This is a genomic window from Thainema salinarum CENA647, assembly GCF_057732415.1.
The window spans coordinates 766,472-783,295 of sequence record NZ_JBYJZJ010000022.1; the positions used below are offsets into that span (position 1 = coordinate 766,472).

Genomic DNA, 16,824 nt, shown 5'->3' on the forward strand with positions numbered 1-16,824 from the left:
GTCATACGGCTCAGCCGTATGACCACACCGCTAAATGACCTACTCATTCATCGTTCGATAGGTTGCCACTGCTGAGGGCGAGATGCGGTTCAGATATCGGAAAATCCAGTACTTAAACACCGTATCTAGAATCACCGGGAACGTGGCGATAAATAGAAAGATAAAGTCGCGGTTTGCAGGTAAACCAAAGTGTCGCGAAATTCCTTCCAGCAGCACTTCCCAGCCGTGGGGAGAGTGATATCCCACAAACGTATCGGTGAACAGAATGATGATGAACGCCTTAGCGCTATCGCTGAGGCCATAGACAATCTCATCGATAAACGACTTGAGAATGGCGATCTCACGCCGACTGTTTAGTAATACCGCCGCAAATGCCACTGACGCAAAAATATCGGCAAAGACATTTTTAATTGCGTTAGTACTCAGCGCTAGATACTCTGCTTCAAGTTCAATCGCCTTTTCACGGATGCGCTCCTCGATCTCCCCTTCCGACATTGGCTCTACTTTGCCGATAAACTCCTCGAATCGCAACCGCTCCGAATACCGCTGGAGTTCGTGCAGCGCTTCTTCCTCCATCTCCATATTGAGGAAGTTGTCAGCCTGATCGCGCTGAATGGCCGCTACGTAACCGCGATCAACAATTGGCCCAACTAAGATATTTTTGCTCACCTGCTGCACCAGCAGCGGCACAATGATCAGCAACAGGATAAACTTCAGCGCCGAGAGCGTTTTAGCCCGCGATACGCGAAAACTTTGGACGACTTCTTCTTCCGCATCTGGATCGAGCTCTTGTTTAATCCGATCAACAGTACGCAGAATCGAACGGGGTAAAAAGCTAGCTTGATCAGACAAAGCATCCACATTCGATGGCACCTCCTCCTCCCTCGGCTGAACCATCTCTGGTTTGGGCACGTAGGCTTTTGGTGAACCAACCGGAGTTTTAGAGCGAGCTTTCGTCGTTGTCTGAGTAGAGGCTGAACCTAGAAGTCCGTCGTTTGACGCTTTGCGGGACGCCGCTTTATTAGACGAAACGGATTGCTGAACGAGTGCTGAGTTGCGAGGCGTTCGGTAGCGACTGAGCGTCTCGTCAATGTACTGGAGCTTCTTCAGGACAGCAGCAGGCTGATCGACGACATCAACGGTATACCAGTCTGAGGGCTGTTCTGAAACTTGAACTTCAGCACGGCGATAGTCCGGATCCCGAACTGTACTGCCTCTCTTGTGAAACAAAGCAAGCTGCCATTTGATTTCACTGAGATACTCTTTGAGTTTACTGTCAAAGTAAGTCTGAGAACTTTGCCCATAGTCTGCGTTTTCAGCGGCGATCCGTTGACCATTGAAGTATCGATCTTCGATTGACCGAAGACGCTGAGCTGCGACATACGCTCGATCCAGTGCTTGTTCTGAGGATTGAGACAACCACTGTTTAGCTCTCCGAAAATACCCCTGGATGCTCATATAAGAATGTCGTTAATGGCTGGAAAAGATAGATTAATACCAAGTCCGCTTGATCTGCACCGTGTTTAGGTTAAAACGTTTGGGTCTAACGATGTCAAACGTCCATACCAGTTTAGATGGCATAAATAAATCCAAAATCAGGAAAATGCCTAGAGAGAGCCCCCTCCAGTTTGGTTGTTTAGTTTCCGGGCGTTTGGATTGCTGATATTCCATTGCCTGGGGGTGATGGCAGCGGTCAGACGGTGAGATGAAGCGTTAAAGTCAACTCATCCTATCAAATTCTGTTTGAGGATTGCGGTGTCACCATCTTCTTTTTGGATCACAGGATCAACCCGCAGCGGCAAAACCGCTCGCCTGATTGAGCTAGGACTACGCTGGCAGGCCGAACAGTCTTCGGTTGAACAATCGGTTGTGCTTCAGTCGGTTGGCCGTTCAAGCTATCAAATAAATGATCAACCCTCAACTTTGCAGAACCGTCTAGCTACGCCACCTGGTAGCGTTCTCCTCGTGATGGCTGCTACGGGCGAAACCCGCATTGATCTGATGGATCGGCTGCTGGCTCAAACTCACGGTCGGTTGCCCGTCGAATCCACAACGCCACTGGGCTTTATTCAATCGGAAGTACAGCTTTTTTGGCCGCTGCTACGGCAGCAACTCGACATCAGCACTCAGTTTCCGATTCGGCTCCGTCCCGAAAAGGAGCAGGAGTTGGCCACTCAGCTTTGGCAGTCTGATTTAGAGCAGGGACGGCTGCAAATGGATGGCGTCTCGGAGTTTTACCAGGTTCGGCGCATCCTTGATTTGGTTCAATTGGCGGCCTTCGCGATGGTGCCGCTAGAGGATATTCCCACCCTGATGACCGAGGGCTGGACGCAGACCAATCCTGCACAGCTATGGCAAACCGTGGGCGAGGCGATTCTACGCTGGCGCTCATGGTGTTTGGAACAGGGACTGCTGAGTTATGGCTTGATGACGGATTTGTATTGGCAATACTTGTTGCCCCATCCCCTCTATCAAGAGCGATTGCGATCTCGCTTTTGGGGTGTTCTAGCCGATGATGTGGATGAATATCCTGCGATCGCACATGCCTGGTTTGCTTGTCTCCTCGATCAGGGTGCGGTCGGCGCGTTTACGTTTAATCCCGATGGGCAAGTGCGGTTGGGTCAGGGGGCTGATCCGCCGTACATTGAGCAACTGGCCGGACGCTGTGAAATTATTGCCCTGGAGCATGCTTCTGTGGATTCTCTAGGTTTTACCTGGAGCGAATCGATCATTAACTGGGTGCAAAATCCGTTTACGATTGAGGAACTACCAGAACCGTTTACGGCGATTCAAGAAACCTCGCGGGCACAGCTTTTGCGCCGATTGGGAGAGGCGATTACTCATGCAGTTCAAACGGGGCAAGTGGAACCCAAAGATATTGCCATCATCGGTCCGGGTCTTGATCCAATCGCTCGCTATACGCTGACCGAAATCTTGTCTAAACAGGGGATTCCGATCACCATTCTGAACGATCAGCGACCGCTGATTAGCTCACCGATTGTGCGATCTCTGTTGACGCTGCTGTGTTTGATCTATCCCAACCTGGGCCGCTGGATCGATCGAGAAGCGATCGCAGAAATGTTAATTGTGTTTAGCCAAAACCCGGCTCAAACCGTAGGGCAATCCTGGATTGATCTAGCCCGCATTGATCCCGTGCGAGCTGAACTGCTGGCCGATCACTGCTTTGAACCCCATCCCAATCAGCCCAAGCTGTTGCCAATGACCGCATTTTCCCGCTGGGATCGGCTGGGCCACCAAGCGGCGGAGGCTTATGAGAGCCTGTTGAACTGGCTCAATGACCAAATTCAACAGCAGCAGCAGCGGCTGATCCCTAGCGTTGTGGCATTACTGGATCGGGCGATTCAACAGTTTCTCTGGCGGGGTAGCCACTTGCCCTATGATCAGCTGGCGGTGTTGCGGGAGCTAATCGAAACCGCTCAGCACTACTGGGATGTAGAGGGGCGACTCAGGCGAGAGGATGATTTAGGAGCTTCAGAAGCTTCAGGGGCTTCGGGAGAAATTGCAGATTTCATTCAGCTTTTACGCTCTGGTGCGGTTAGTGCTGATCCCTATCCGGCTAAGCCCGTTGAGCAAACCCCGCCGATCACCCTAGCCACGGTGTATCAGTATCGTGTGCGCCGCCTGTCTCACCGCTGGCAGTTCTGGCTGGATGCGAGTTCTCCCCGCTGGCTCACGGGGGATGACAGTCGCTATGGTGCGCCCGTTTTCTGGCGCGACAGACCGCTGCATCCTTGGACAGCGGAAGACACACTCAACTTTGGCGAAGCACGACTGCGACGGATTCTGCTGGACTTATTGGCGCGTACATCTGATCGAGTGATTCTTTGTCACAGCGATTTATCTACGAGTGGTCAGGATCAGACAGGGCCGTTGCAGACCTTGGTAAATGCGGCACAGGGGATTGAGAGTGAGGGAGTTAGGAGTTAGGAGTGAGAAGTAGCGATTTTCCTTCCAAATACTCCGGCTTTTCAGCTTCGATTAAATCTAAAATCGTCGGCGCTAAATCGATCACCTCGGCTGTCGGCAAGTCAGTTCCAGTCTCAACTTGAGGGCTTTTCAGCAGCACGAATCCATCCGGCATGTGTCCCCCAGTGCGGTAGTAGGTGATGGGGCCGATGCGTCCGAGCCTTGGATGATCCACAACATCCGTGACCTGATCGTGCCAGAGCACCACCAAATCGGCATCGGGTAACTGGGGATCGCAACTGATTGCTTGATTCTGCGATCGCACGTTTACCACCGACTTGACTAATGGCTGGCCTGTCCGGGCATCCGTTAGCTGATACAGCAGTTGAGTCAGCTCCTCACAGGTTTGCTCATAGTCAGCTACGTCAACCACACCCTGACCTTCTCGACCTGCTAGATTAATCCGAATATGCCCAGCCGCAAAGGCAGGCAGGGCAAAGGCTTTCATCTGCGGCCAGAGATTGGCGTACCACATGGCGGGCATCCAATTAAGGGGCTGATTGCGATCGCGCATTTCATAGGGCGAGGTTAAGCGGGGATTCGAGCCAGCGTTGAGCCAGGTATCGAACCGACTCGGCACCCAGGGCATCAGCAGTCGCTTGAGCGGATTGGGGTCGTAGCGGCGCTGCCACACTTCGCCTGCCCAGCTTTTGCGACGGGGATGCAGGTAAGGAGGACGCGGAGGACGGTTGGTTGTATTTGGTGCGATCGCAACTTGCCCCGGAAAGCTGTAGCGGTACATCAGCTCCGGCAGGATGGTCATGCTGTTCATGTCGGTGACGTTGTCGCCCATGCCGTGAACGGCGAAGATCACCACTTGAGCATTGTCAGGAGCAGCCGCCACAATCTCGCCAATGGCCTGATCAATGTGCTGGAAGGCGGTTAAGAGTGGATCGTTGATGGACTGGTGATCAGCGGTTTGCTTTGTCGTGTGGCTAATCTTGCCTGAACGTGGATGGAGAGGATGACTAACCTGGTGCAAGTGCCAGAGATCGTGACCAGCGGTATGAGATTCACCGAAAACGGTGAGCAGCAGATCCCACTGTTCTTGTTGCAGGAGTTCCTGACAGATCTGCGATCGCACGTTTGCGCTTTTGACAATTCCCGTTTGAATACGCTCCAGATAACTCGCATCCCACCAGTTGCCGTAGTCCTGATGCAGCAGCGGATTTTTGCCGTAGCGCTGCAGCAAATCGGGCAGGACGTGTTCCGGCGACGAGTGGCTGGGTGTATGAGGCGCATGGCCACCCCAGCCCAGAATTTGGATGCCGTTCACCTGATCGGCCAGCGCTGAAACAGGTACGTCAAATACTGCCAGCCGTCGCGACTCGTCTAGGCTCCAAAATGGTGGATACTGCTGATAATCATAGGCTCCATTGATCGTGTCGTGAGTGATCCGATAGTCCTCCGCATCGAACTGAACCGGACTCCAGTACCCCGTCGTGTCAGGCCGACAGCCGCTGCCAAACATCACCCACAGTCGTTCCGTCGATGAAGTTTCGGTGAGATGGCCGCCGTAGTTGACCTGCGATCGCAGCCGACCGTAAGCTCCCTGCTGCCGGATGCGCTGCAAATGGGGCAGATCGCCACGCTGCATCCAGGTTTCTAAGCGATTGGGATCAGCCGCATCTAGGCCAATGGCAATAACGGGAGCTGGCATAGAACTCATAAGCTTAGGAACGCGGATTTAACAACGTGAAATTCTGGGGGTAGGGACACGGCATTGCCGTGTTCCTACGGATGGAATGATTAATAGGCTACTTAATTCACAATCTTTAGGGCCACAGGGCAGGTTCTTCGGCTGCCGAATCGAGCGTGGAATCAAGCGGCGGTGGACTGGAAAGGCCCAGATCCGTAGCGCTGGATTCTAAAGAATTGCGATCGCACTTTAGCGATCGCAACTGAAATAAATTTATGAGAGTCGAGATCGCAGATCGTGCTGCTTGCACCGTTTTACTCGAAAAAAAATGACTGGAAAAAAAAGCCCGCCATAAGTGCGATCGCATGAGCCAAAAGAAGGGGCTGATCAGGCTACACCACAGCATTTCCAATTCACAAGCTGTCACCACATCGCGCTTAGACTGACGCACGCTCATCGCTAAACCTAATAGATAGCGCCGCAGATCATTGCCAAAATACAGCACGCTCATCGCTGGCTGCTGCCAATTTGACCAGCGCATCATCCGAATATGATGACGGCTCAAGCCAATACAGCGCACTAGACTCAGCAGATAATCCGGTTCTAATCGCCAAGCCGGAATGTGGTGCCAAATTTCCAGCGTTGGTGCATACCAAATTTGCCAGCCTGCTTTTTGAATGTGCAGCACCGCCTCTAAATCTTCACTGGCCAAAAAGGCCTCTTTACCGCGATGATTCAAAACGAGCTGATGCGGAACCGATGCCAACCAGGCCTGACGCTGCACCACCAGTCCCGCTCCGGGCGGCAGCATTTTCTGATCAAATTGATACTGATGAGCCTCTGCTCCCCGCTCCACAATGGCAAAGTAGGGCGCAATCTGCTCAAACCGCTCTGGCACCTGCGCATCTGGCTCAAACCGAGGCCGCACCCGTCCGCCATAGGCACCCGCCTGTGGATGCGCTCGACCAAAGGCATAAGCCATCGCCACCCAATCTGGAGCAGGCCAGTTGTCATCATCTAAAAAGCCAATCCACTCACCTTGCGCCATTTCCACCGCCCGCTGCCGCGCAAAGGCCGCACCTTGCTTAGACTCCGTGCAATATCGCAAGGGCCATGCCGCTGTCCACTGCTGCTGATAATGCCGCACAATCTGCGCAGTTTGATCGGTGCTATTGTTATCCACCACCACAATTTCCCACCTAAACTGTTCGGTACCCGTTTGACGGTGCAGCCGATTGAGCACAGCGGGTAAACGCTGTTCCCCATTGAAGGTTGGAATGGCAATGGTGAAATCGACCATGAAGATTCCAGCAGAGTCCTAAGCCTAAGCGAATTTCGAGAATCGTCCAGATACAAGTGTTACGAAACAGCGTTGCCAGCTTGAATATTTCGCTTTGGATGTTTCGCTTGTCTAGAGAATGCACCGTTCATTAAAAAGTGGCAGTCAAACGCAGTCGGCTCCATGCTACTCGGTTTCGAAAAACAGAAACCGATCTCAATCACAGCATGCCTTCGGGATTTAACCATCCCTCTTACCTTATAGAAACAGCAAATCTACAGCATGTTCCGGGCAAATGGTTCGTCTAACGACGTAGTCCATTGGGCTGAGGTTGCAGAATCTACGGGAACTCTACAGTAAGAAAATAAAGATCATGTAAAGGCATATAGAATTACGTACCGCTCCTTTATGAAGTTTGCTACTTTTACTCATAAGGGTATCTAGCTTTAATACCTTGGGTGCATTGTGTCGACTGGCTTTCGTACTTAAATTCCAGATGAGTACGAGCTTGATTATCGGCTTTGAACCGCTGTGCTAACGGAGCCAACATGTGTTCCATAGCAGCTCAAATGAGCGAGATCACAGCTCCTCGTAAACCTATGGCTTACGCTGGTCTACGAGATTCCACTGAGACAGCCAAACAATATGGCCAAACAATATGGATAGTGGTTCGAGAAGGACATCTATCGGATTCGCAAGTTTTATGAAAAGCAGTTTAATCCTATTTGCTAAGCCACTGATGCGATCGCAACCTGTCAAGGCCTGCGGCGTCGCCCTATTCTTTGCTGGACTTGCATTTGCCAGCCCAGCCAACGCCGCTAGCTATACCATTGACTTTGAAACCGATGCGGCTGGGAACCCGATTAAGGTTGGGAATGGCAAAAAATCAGACGGTAACGGCGATCTGATCAGTGACCAGTGGCTCGACTGGGGGGTCAACATCAGTGCAGAGCGCAACGGTAGCCCGGAGCCTTTGCTGCTGTTCAACAGCAACTGCTTTGGAGAAAGCTGCACTGGTGACCCAGACGATGACTTGGCGACTGGCGAACCATTTGGGACAGAACCGCAGGGTAATGTGCTGATTATTCAGCAAAAGAACGATAAGCTCTGGGATCCCAATGATGATTGGCGGGGCGGCACGATTAGCTTTGACTTTATGGATGGTGGTGTCAATCTGGACTCCATTACTCTGCTAGACGTGGACGATGACTTTGGCCGCAACGGTGTCGATAGCATCATGTTCACGGCTTATTTCACCGATGGTACGACTGAGGAAATTGATATTTTCTCGCTACCTAACGGGCCAGATGGCATTGTTAAACAACTATCCGATGTCACGGGTGACAACTCACTCTACGAGTTTTCACTTGGCCTATCTGACGTCATGAAGTTTGACGTGACCTATCCCGGTAGCGGTGCGATCGCATCTATTAAGTGGGACGATGAAGTCACACGAGATATCCCTGAACCTGTTTCTGCCGTTGGCTTACTCGCCGCTAGCGCTATTGGTGCAGGTGCTACCTTGCGGCAAAAGCGAACCCGCCAATCCTAATTCAAAATCAACTCCAAAACCCAAACTTCGAAGGCACAATCCGCCCAGTATCTCTTATCCTGAGGACTGGGCGTTTTTTGGCAGCTTAAACCGTGAAGATCGCGACTTGGAACGTTAACTCAATTCGAACCCGCTTAGCGCATGTCACCGAGTGGCTCGACACTAATCCGGTAGACGTACTCTGTCTCCAGGAAACCAAAGTGATCGACGATGATTTTCCGCGCGATCCCTTCGAAGAACGGGGCTATTCCCTCTACGTTTTCGGCCAAAAATCCTACAACGGTGTGGCAATGGTCAGCCGCGAACCGCTGAGTGATGTGCAGATGGGCTTTAGTGCGATCGCACCTTCGGAAACGGCCACTGAGTTTGATGCCCAAAAACGAGTCATCACCGGAGTCGCCAACGGCACACGCATCGTCAATCTCTATGTGCCCAACGGTTCCTCCATCGGCAGCGATAAGTATGACTACAAACTGCGCTGGCTGAAAACCCTGGAGCAGTATCTAGGCGTACTACTCGACCAGCCCGAACCGATCAACGTCTGCGGCGATTTCAATATTGCCCTGGAAGATAAAGACATTCACAATCCGGAAAAACGAGAGAAGCACATCATGGCCTCGGACGCTGAACGCGAGGCACTGCAAAACGTGCTGCAGCTCGGCTTTCAAGATGTCTTTCGCAAGTTCACCGAAGACGGCGGCCACTTTAGCTGGTGGGACTACCGCGCCGCTTCGTTCCGCCGCAACCTCGGCTGGCGCATTGACCATCACTATGCCTCAGCCCCACTCTATGAAAAAGCGCTAGCCTGCGCAATCGACGTTACCCCCCGCAAACTAGAGAAACCCAGCGATCACGCCCCCGTCATCGTCGAGTATTAAATGTGATGACTCTTAATATGATTAAGCATGGGTTAATGCGATCGCAGATTGATTTAGTGAAGAAACCAGAGCAGAGAAATCCATCGCACTACAATCAAAGTAAAGAGCATAGGTCGCTGATATGGTATCGATCCCAATCGCGTTAGAACAACTGATTACAGCCGTTCAGCAACTGCAACCCCATGAACGTGCACGGGTGGCCAAAGCTTTGGTTGAGATCGATTTACATTCGGATCTGGCAGCGTTGATTCAAGAACTGTATGCCGAACCTCCAGTAGACGACATCACGGACGATGATATTGCGGCGGAAATTCAGGTTGTACGCCAGCGATCCAAGTCGGTATGAGACTAAGGACAGTCATTGATACCAACATTTGGATTCGTATTTTGCTTAAAGGGCGAGTTACATTGCCTATCTTAGAAGCGTTTGACTAAGATAAATTTCAGTTGGTGATGAGCCAACCACTCATGGAGGAACTCCATCTTGTTTGGAATCGCCCTCGTCTGAGAGAACGAATTGATTCAAGTCAAGCCGTTCGCTTAGAACGACAGTTGAAGTATCGTGTCGTATGGGTAGAACTGTTAACAGTTCCGCCTAATTGCCGCGATCCTAAAGATCTACCTGTATTGGCTACAGCCATTGATGGTCAAGCCGAAATCATTGTATCTGGCGATAACGACTTGAGAGCAGATGACAGTTTGAGAACAGCAATGGAAATCTACAACATTGAGCTGTTGGGTGTTCAGTCTTTCTTAGAACGTTTATCTAAATGACACCAGCAACGCATCTACCGCTGAACATTACAGATTTGTTACCGATTTCTAAGCCGCTGATCGGTAGGGTATCCTCCCTACGGTAAGCTGGATATCTGTGAGTGAATTCAACAAGTTCATTCAGCGCCTTGATTGATCGATTTTTGTATCCTGTTTTAGTCAAATTGAGTCAAAGTCACTAATGGTTGCTAGTCCTCCCCGCACGATTCGCATTGGTTCTCGGAAAAGCCAGTTGGCTATGGTGCAAACCCATTGGGTGCGCGATCGCTTGCAGGAATGCTATCCCGATCGCAAATTCGAAATCGAAACCATGAGCACCCAAGGCGACAAAATCCTCGACGTTGCCTTGGCCAAAATTGGCGACAAAGGTTTATTTACTAAAGAGCTAGAGTTGGGCATGCTGGAGGGCAGCATCGACTTTGCCGTCCATTCCCTCAAAGATTTGCCGACCAACTTACCCGAAGGCTTGATGCTAGGCTGCGTCACCGAGCGCGAAAACCCGGCTGATGCCTTGGTGGTTCACAGCAAATTCGAAGACAAGCAGATCGATAAGCTGCCGGAAGGTGCCGTAATCGGGACATCGTCTCTGCGCCGTCTGGCTCAACTGCGCCACCACTATCCCCACTTCACCTTCAAAGACGTGCGCGGCAACCTCAATACTCGCCTCGCCAAGCTGGATGCAGGTGAATATGATGCGCTGATCCTAGCTTACGCAGGTTTAGAGCGGTTAGGAATGCGCGATCGCATTCATCAGGTTCTAGCACCGGAAGTGTCCCTACATGCTGTTGGCCAAGGCGCACTGGGCATCGAGTGCCGCTCCGATGATCCTGAAATTTTGGATCTCTTGAAAGCTATTCAGCATGAACCCACTGCTCAGCGCTGCGCTGCAGAGCGTTCCTTTCTGCGGGTGCTCGAAGGCGGTTGCCAAGTTCCCATCGGTGTGAATACCGCGATTGAAGGTGATACGCTGACTCTAACTGGCATTGTGGCTAGCTTAGACGGCAAGCAACTCGTCAAAGGTACTGTGTCTGGTACTCCAGCGGAAGCAGAATCCTTGGGGATTCAACTCGCTAATCAGCTCAAGGCTGAAGGGGCTCAAGAAATTCTAGACGCAATCCTGGCTGAGATTCAGCGCAGCTAGTTATTCAGTGCAGCTAATTGGCTAGTTTCTATAACCATAAAAGGCCGCGCAATGCGCGGCCTTTTATCATGTCAATATTTTGTATATACAGCGATAGCCATATTGGTTAGGACGTTGTTATGGCGCGGCATCGCCGCGCCATAACAACGTCCTAACCAATATGGCTACAGCTTCAATCGCTACAACGAGCCTGATCCCGTGTTGGTTGGGACAACGATATAACCAGATTCAAGGTTGCCGAGGACGAGATTACGCTCAAGGCCCCAAACCCACCAGTAGGCAGCGATGTAGGCGCAAATAATGCTGTCGAGGCGATCCTCTAGGTCTTTCAAGGCTTTGCCCGTTTTGGGAATTTTGGCCCAGTTGGTATGGGTGAGATTTAGTTTGGGAGTTTGGGTGGGTAAGTCGTTGAAAATGCGATCGCGCAATTGAGTTAACCCAATCTTCCGTTCGGCTAAACGCCCCTTCTTGTACTTTAGAATGCGCTCTAGCCCAAACAGGCCGATCATGGCGGCATGGGGAAAGACTTCGATTTGGTAGCGCCCAAGCTGCTGGGGGGTAATCCTTGGTGCATGCACAAAACCACGCTGCTCTAAACTGTGGCCTAATCCAGTGGTGCGCTCAGCAAAGGGACGCCCTAAATTGGCGGGATAGCAGCCAGCGTGATATTTGCCAAAATGCTGATGAGCTAGGCGATCTGGCAGTCTCATGCCTGTAGAGTTAGGAATAATCGTCGGTGCATCAACGGCAATTAGAGCGGGTTCACTGGCAGGTGCGATCGCATCTACCCAAGCCAAGATATCTGCCATATCGGTTAGGCACCGCAAGTCAACCAGATGCAAACCGTCTTCAACATAATTGGGCTGGAGTTCTAGGCAGCATAAACCGCTAGCCCCTGAAGTCCACCCCAAATCAATCCCGATAAATTTCAAAAAGCTCGCTCGACAATCGCACTACGTTCGCTGATTATATGTTTCCTCCTTGTATAGCGCTATGCGCTTAGAACCAGACAGATATAGCGGTTTTAGATAAGAACGAAAGAGGAGCGTGCCTCAGGATGAGGCACGCTCCTCTTTCGTTCTCTCACTCTTAACTGGAACCACTATAGTTTTTGAGAAGCCGCGCTTTGCGCGGCTTCTCAAAAACTATCTGTCCTAATTCCGTCAGGCTATAGGTGCCGTTTCACACAAAAGAGCAATGTTAGCTTGTCGCTAGATTACCCGAAGCAAGTTGGCTAGTTTTGAGAGGTTGCTCTACATGTTGAACACGCCTAAACGAGCCACAACTCAATCACTGTAGGACGTTTCATCACATGTGTTTTACATCACGAAAATTGCCTTCTACACCGCATGTCTGCGTGCAGAAGGCAATTATGTATGAGGCCGTGAGCGCGAAAATTACAGAATAAAAAGTTGCCAAACGCTAGCTTCTATCGCTCATCCTGCTTTGCTAGGCAACGTCACTCGATGAATATGGAGTTGAGAACCGCGATCGCGGTGAAACAGCATCCGTCATGGTGGCGCTGACCGGAACTGCCTCTTTCTCATGCGATCTCGACAGCGGCAATACCTTGACGTCCCAGCTATCGCAGTTTGCTATCAGAGCTTCCCAGGTGGGTGCAAACGGTGGGATCGCTAACGGACAGGACTTCCATTCTCCCTGAACGGGTACATCGAGCTGTTGGCAATACCCCCCTCTACGTCCTTCCGGGGTATAACAACCACAGTATCGACATACGGAAGAATTAGAATCGAAGTTCCTCATGGTTTTCGTGCGTAGCGCATAAATTTCAATTTTGATTGTCTGCGATTTCTAGTGATCCCCATTGCTTCATTCAGGCTTCAAAAATCAAATGGAGCAAGGATTTCAGGCGTTTTTCCTAAGAAAACTCTTTTATGATCTCTTTATTTTCATGTAAAGAACAATTGCATTCTCTAATTGGAGAAAACAGGTAGAGTTTGGGCAAAAATATATTGGGGATCAACAAAAATTGAGGCTAGCTCATTCCAGAATATTTTATTTGCTGTCGTCGAGCTTTGCTGCGAACTGATCCGTACTAACAACGTTGCTCTCTATAAAGAGTTCCCTTTTAAACCGTAGATTTCCCATGCCGCTAATCATAATTTCATCTGTCATTTGGCATAGATTGCATCCAAATAGCAGCCATTTTTTCTGTGATTTCTGTTGAAATGTAACGAGCTATTAGAGTGCTTACCATCGCTTTGTAATACAAAGTGAACACACTGACCAGCGTTCTAGCTCACCTTTGGGCGTTGGGCAGTTGCATTGAGGGCAAAGCGGCAGAGACTGAGATCGCAGCTGTACCTGTTTGGCCCATCGCTCAAATACCTCACGGGGATCGGTCACTGCGTTTGTTAGAACGTGGGCCTCAGACGGGTTGGACTGATCCGAAATGCGGCTGGGGTGCTGCTGCCATACTTTTAGTGATTCGTTCATCGGCGTGTTTGTTCCAGTGGATGAATTCCACTGTGCTGTCGAGAATCGAATATCACGCAGGCTCAAGCTCAGCTCTGTATTGATTTTTTGCATGAGCCGTCGTCGCTCAAACATGAGGTTCTGCGCCCAAGATGCATTGGCTACGGCTACCTGTAACACCTGATTCTGTAAGCTTGTGGGACGCGTTTGTAGAGCAACGGCATCGCCAACTAATTCGGCCCAGCGAGATGTGATCTGGCGAAACACCTGCTGCGATCGCCAAGCTTTTTGCTGTTCAATTTGCTTCATCAAACGCTGGAGCGATTGCAGCGCCATAGGACGAGATAAACCTGAAGGGTGTGACTAGTGACTTCGACCCAAAACTGTAACACAGTCTAAGCAAAGGCGACGTAAGTCAGAAGTCAGAGCCGACCTTCGTTTGCTGCTGATTAGCTTTATGAGAAATTCATACGATTTGCGATCGCAGATCCTCCAAATGGCAGAGAAGATTATGCTGAGCAGACGGTTATGCTTGATACATAAGAAATTACAATCAAAATATGATCGGCTACCTCAGGTCAAAAAAATTTGAGCTCAGGCTGAACAAAGATCCGTTAATAAACCAGGTTACATATCGGTTTCGTTGATGCAGGCTGTGTTAACGAAATATGTAAACCGACAATTAGTTGATTCAACCAGACCGAAGGGTTCGATTGTTAAATGACCATCCAGCCCTGCCCAAGTTAGTTCCCGCATAAGCCCAAGTTAAGTGTAATGTTGTCTTACAAATCAGTCTCGACCCGCCCGATCAGTGTGGTGATCGCAGATGATCACGACCTAACTCGTTTGAGCCTAAAGCTAGCAATTAAGCAGCGTGGGCCCACAAACTTGGTTGGAATGGCCAAAAATGGAAAAGAGGCCGTTGAACTGGTCCAGCAGTGTCGGCCAGATGTTGTTGTACTGGATATGCAGATGCCCGTCATGGATGGGCCAAGTGCATCCCATTTGATTCGGCAAATTCAGCCGAACGCGAAGATTATTGCTTACTCATCTTTAGCAGGTAAATCCCTGGAACAGATGTTGCAAGAGGCAGAGTACGATGCCTTCTGCGACAAAGAGACGGACACCCAAGAACTACTGGATTTGATCATTGAGCTTGGCAATACTCAAACAAATGCTTGGACCGGTTAAAAGGCCAGCTACTTAATCCAGCCAATATGTGTTGCATGAATCATCAGACGATAAACCAATCAACGCGCCGCTCATTATGAGCGGCGCATTAGTTTTATAGTGATTCCAGTTAAGAGTGAGATAACGAGAGAGGAGAGTGCCTCAGGATGAGGCACTCTCCTCTCTCGTTCTTAACTAGAACCGCTATATGTCTGGTTGGACTGGAGGCTGGAGGCCGAATCCGAGTTGAATCCAAGTCTAATTAGGCCCAATGGGTGAGGGTGGAACTGTCCCTGTACTTGTGTTAGCGCCTGCGTCTGTATCTGCTGTATCTGCGATCGCATCCGTCAGAAATGCCTCTAGGTTAAACCGAACCGCGATTTGATTCAGAATTGTTTGTTCTTCATGAGTGATCTCCCGCCCATGTGCCTTGGCCATGTTATAGCAGCGCGACAGAACTGGCAGGGCAAACTCAGGTTGTAGCTGATCGAGCAGTTGATTAAGTGGAACTTGTTGTTCCAAATGTTGAGCAATATCAGCCGACAAGTCTAAATTGTTGGATGATTGGTGCAAACCTGCGACGACCGCTGGCCAGCTTTTATCGGGTTGGCTGGCCAAATACATGTGAGTCAGAATTTGGTCGATAATGGCCTGCTGTTCCAGCGTCGTTGCCCAGTAGGCTGCACTGTCAGATTGAATTGTTTGTAAATCCGCAGGCGTGGGTGTAGAACCCAGCTTCTGCTTCATCTCATAGTATTGGCAGGCAGCGTAGCCCACCGTGTAAAGCACCGCAATATCTGTGCTGGCTCCAATCACGGGGCCTGCCAGTGGAATATTGCGGAAGATCCCTAAACCAGTTTTGACGATGTTGGTACTGCCCATCGCCAGCCCTATTACCAAAACTAACTCTCCCTTCCGCGCGGGTTCTTTGAGGTCGAACCCATAGGCGGCAGCAATTTGATAAACCATTTCCGCTTGAATGGCAGTGGTTGCGGCTAGATCAATTGCTAGCAAGGCAACTGCCACCCCTGGGATCAAGCTGCTGGTGAATCCGGTACCGCCTGCAACCACAGCTTTCTGATTCATGATGCGCTGGGCAATTTCCAAGGCCGATTCGTTGGGATACTGTTGCTGAAGATCCTCGACGGCCTGCTTAGCCTGACGCGCATTCACCTTTTCGCCACTGTCCACTAACCAGTCCAGCCGAAACAAGCCTGCGACTCGATCGGCGAAGGGTAACTGACCGACAGCGGTTACGGCTTGCCCTGTTCCTTCAGCAGCCCAGTCAATTAATTGATAAACCTGTTGGTTGGCCAATTCACCCCATTCCGTCAAAGTGCCTGAAACGGGTTGAGTGGCATCATAAACCGATTTGCCCACCACTTCACCAAGGGCTATTGTGGTTGCGATCGCAGTTTCGCCCATCTGTGCGAGTTGCTCAAACGGCGTCGTTGGTTTGCGATCGCGAGACTGGGCATGAGCTTGCGGCCCAGTTTTAGCATTCTCTTGGGCCTGGGCTTGGGATGCGGCGTCTGAATTGATATCAGAGTATTCGGAATAAACAGAGCTATCCATAGCGGTATAAAAACAGTAAAAAAGTGGAAGTTGTCAAAAAATGGTCAGTTTGGCTGTGCTAGAGCTGAATCAGACGCATCCTATTCCTCATCGTCATGACGAAGATCAGAACGAAGCGCACGCGAGTCGCTAAAGGTTTCAGGCACCACGCTGGGATTATGAACGGCTTCGCGCGGATTTTCTGGTATTCTCTGGTTGTAGATTAAATCCTGGGTATCGACCGTCTTCTCGTCTAGCTCTTTTTTGATCTGATCAACCTGTTGATCTTGAGCTTTGTTTACCGAGTTGGAGGTGGAGTTTGGCTTCGGATTGGGATTGTTGTGTGACATATTAAGCAGTAGCTCGCTGATCATAACTAGTCATTTTTGTTTACCGTGAACGATTAGCGCATCG

At 50.4% G+C, this 16,824-nt stretch carries 15 protein-coding genes; 7 read left to right on the top strand and 8 right to left on the bottom strand.

Going from position 1 to position 16,824, the window contains the following annotated elements; translation table 11 throughout:
• Positions 1-39: 39 nt before the first annotated feature.
• The gene (locus AC286M_RS10170; protein ID WP_488204272.1) at positions 40-1,458 is read right to left on the bottom strand and encodes a proton extrusion protein PcxA; all 1,419 of its coding nucleotides are present in this window, start codon (positions 1,456-1,458) and stop codon (positions 40-42) included.
• 297 nt (positions 1,459-1,755) lie between these two features.
• Between AC286M_RS10170 and AC286M_RS10175 the strand changes: the two genes are divergently transcribed.
• Entirely contained in the window at positions 1,756-3,948 is a 2,193-nt protein-coding gene (locus AC286M_RS10175; RefSeq protein ID WP_488204273.1) for a recombinase family protein, read from the top strand.
• On the opposite strand, the gene AC286M_RS10180 is transcribed toward AC286M_RS10175, so the two are convergent.
• Positions 3,938-5,647, bottom strand: a complete 1,710-nt coding sequence (locus AC286M_RS10180; protein ID WP_488204274.1) for an alkaline phosphatase family protein — start codon at positions 5,645-5,647, stop codon at positions 3,938-3,940. The genes AC286M_RS10175 and AC286M_RS10180 overlap by 11 nt on opposite strands.
• Before the next feature lie 115 nt (positions 5,648-5,762).
• Positions 5,763-6,926 (bottom strand): hormogonium polysaccharide biosynthesis glycosyltransferase HpsE, encoded by a 1,164-nt coding sequence (gene hpsE, locus AC286M_RS10185; protein ID WP_488204275.1) that lies wholly within the window; start codon positions 6,924-6,926, stop codon positions 5,763-5,765.
• Between the two features lie 682 nt (positions 6,927-7,608).
• Here hpsE and AC286M_RS10190 point away from each other — a divergent pair.
• The 5 genes from AC286M_RS10190 to hemC all read left to right on the top strand — a co-directional run bounded on the left by AC286M_RS10190 (position 7,609) and on the right by hemC (position 11,250).
• Positions 7,609-8,457, top strand: coding sequence for a hypothetical protein (locus AC286M_RS10190; RefSeq protein WP_488204276.1), 849 nt, complete (start codon positions 7,609-7,611; stop codon positions 8,455-8,457).
• 92 nt (positions 8,458-8,549) lie between these two features.
• Positions 8,550-9,335 carry an exodeoxyribonuclease III gene (gene xth, locus AC286M_RS10195; RefSeq protein WP_488204277.1) on the top strand — a complete coding sequence of 262 codons (786 nt, stop codon included), beginning with the start codon at positions 8,550-8,552 and terminating at the stop codon, positions 9,333-9,335.
• A 121-nt stretch (positions 9,336-9,456) separates the two neighbouring features.
• The gene (locus AC286M_RS10200) at positions 9,457-9,681 is read left to right on the top strand and encodes a hypothetical protein (RefSeq protein ID WP_488204278.1); all 225 of its coding nucleotides are present in this window, start codon (positions 9,457-9,459) and stop codon (positions 9,679-9,681) included.
• Positions 9,682-9,785: 104 nt separating this feature from the next.
• Complete coding sequence (locus tag AC286M_RS10205) at positions 9,786-10,109, top strand: putative toxin-antitoxin system toxin component, PIN family (protein WP_488208826.1); 324 nt, start codon at positions 9,786-9,788, stop codon at positions 10,107-10,109.
• A gap of 181 nt (positions 10,110-10,290) precedes the next feature.
• On the top strand, positions 10,291-11,250 hold the full coding sequence (gene hemC, locus AC286M_RS10210) for a hydroxymethylbilane synthase (protein WP_488204279.1): 960 nt from the start codon (positions 10,291-10,293) through the stop codon (positions 11,248-11,250).
• Between the two features lie 179 nt (positions 11,251-11,429).
• Here the strand turns inward: hemC and AC286M_RS10215 are convergent, their stop codons facing one another.
• From AC286M_RS10215 to AC286M_RS10225, 3 genes are all read right to left on the bottom strand, one after another.
• Complete coding sequence (locus tag AC286M_RS10215) at positions 11,430-12,161, bottom strand: DUF429 domain-containing protein (protein WP_488204280.1); 732 nt, start codon at positions 12,159-12,161, stop codon at positions 11,430-11,432.
• Between the two features lie 538 nt (positions 12,162-12,699).
• Positions 12,700-13,014: a hypothetical protein gene (locus AC286M_RS10220; RefSeq protein ID WP_488204281.1), complete on the bottom strand. Its 315-nt coding sequence runs from the start codon at positions 13,012-13,014 to the stop codon at positions 12,700-12,702.
• Between the two features lie 447 nt (positions 13,015-13,461).
• Complete coding sequence (locus AC286M_RS10225) at positions 13,462-14,022, bottom strand: DciA family protein (protein ID WP_488204282.1); 561 nt, start codon at positions 14,020-14,022, stop codon at positions 13,462-13,464.
• A 438-nt stretch (positions 14,023-14,460) separates the two neighbouring features.
• Between AC286M_RS10225 and AC286M_RS10230 the strand changes: the two genes are divergently transcribed.
• Positions 14,461-14,877, top strand: coding sequence for a response regulator (locus AC286M_RS10230; RefSeq protein WP_488204283.1), 417 nt, complete (start codon positions 14,461-14,463; stop codon positions 14,875-14,877).
• A 237-nt stretch (positions 14,878-15,114) separates the two neighbouring features.
• On the opposite strand, the gene AC286M_RS10235 is transcribed toward AC286M_RS10230, so the two are convergent.
• A complete protein-coding gene (locus tag AC286M_RS10235) occupies positions 15,115-16,431 on the bottom strand; it encodes a YcjF family protein (RefSeq protein ID WP_488204284.1) in 1,317 nt (438 codons plus the stop codon).
• An 80-nt stretch (positions 16,432-16,511) separates the two neighbouring features.
• A complete protein-coding gene (locus tag AC286M_RS10240; RefSeq protein WP_488204285.1) occupies positions 16,512-16,760 on the bottom strand; it encodes a hypothetical protein in 249 nt (82 codons plus the stop codon).
• Positions 16,761-16,824 lie beyond the last annotated feature (64 nt).

What these genes read in the sequence shown, in the direction of transcription:
- AC286M_RS10170 (WP_488204272.1), bottom strand. Translation starts at nt 1,458, where the DNA reads ATGAGCATCCAGGGGTATTTTCGGAGAGCTAAACAGTGGTTGTCTCAA.
- AC286M_RS10180 (WP_488204274.1), bottom strand. Translation starts at nt 5,647, where the DNA reads ATGCCAGCTCCCGTTATTGCCATTGGCCTAGATGCGGCTGATCCCAAT.
- hpsE (WP_488204275.1), bottom strand. Translation starts at nt 6,926, where the DNA reads ATGGTCGATTTCACCATTGCCATTCCAACCTTCAATGGGGAACAGCGT.
- AC286M_RS10190 (WP_488204276.1), top strand. Translation starts at nt 7,609, where the DNA reads ATGAAAAGCAGTTTAATCCTATTTGCTAAGCCACTGATGCGATCGCAA.
- AC286M_RS10200 (WP_488204278.1), top strand. Translation starts at nt 9,457, where the DNA reads ATGGTATCGATCCCAATCGCGTTAGAACAACTGATTACAGCCGTTCAG.
- hemC (WP_488204279.1), top strand. Translation starts at nt 10,291, where the DNA reads ATGGTTGCTAGTCCTCCCCGCACGATTCGCATTGGTTCTCGGAAAAGC.
- AC286M_RS10220 (WP_488204281.1), bottom strand. Translation starts at nt 13,014, where the DNA reads ATGAGGAACTTCGATTCTAATTCTTCCGTATGTCGATACTGTGGTTGT.
- AC286M_RS10225 (WP_488204282.1), bottom strand. Translation starts at nt 14,022, where the DNA reads ATGGCGCTGCAATCGCTCCAGCGTTTGATGAAGCAAATTGAACAGCAA.
- AC286M_RS10230 (WP_488204283.1), top strand. Translation starts at nt 14,461, where the DNA reads ATGTTGTCTTACAAATCAGTCTCGACCCGCCCGATCAGTGTGGTGATC.
- AC286M_RS10235 (WP_488204284.1), bottom strand. Translation starts at nt 16,431, where the DNA reads ATGGATAGCTCTGTTTATTCCGAATACTCTGATATCAATTCAGACGCC.
- AC286M_RS10240 (WP_488204285.1), bottom strand. Translation starts at nt 16,760, where the DNA reads ATGTCACACAACAATCCCAATCCGAAGCCAAACTCCACCTCCAACTCG.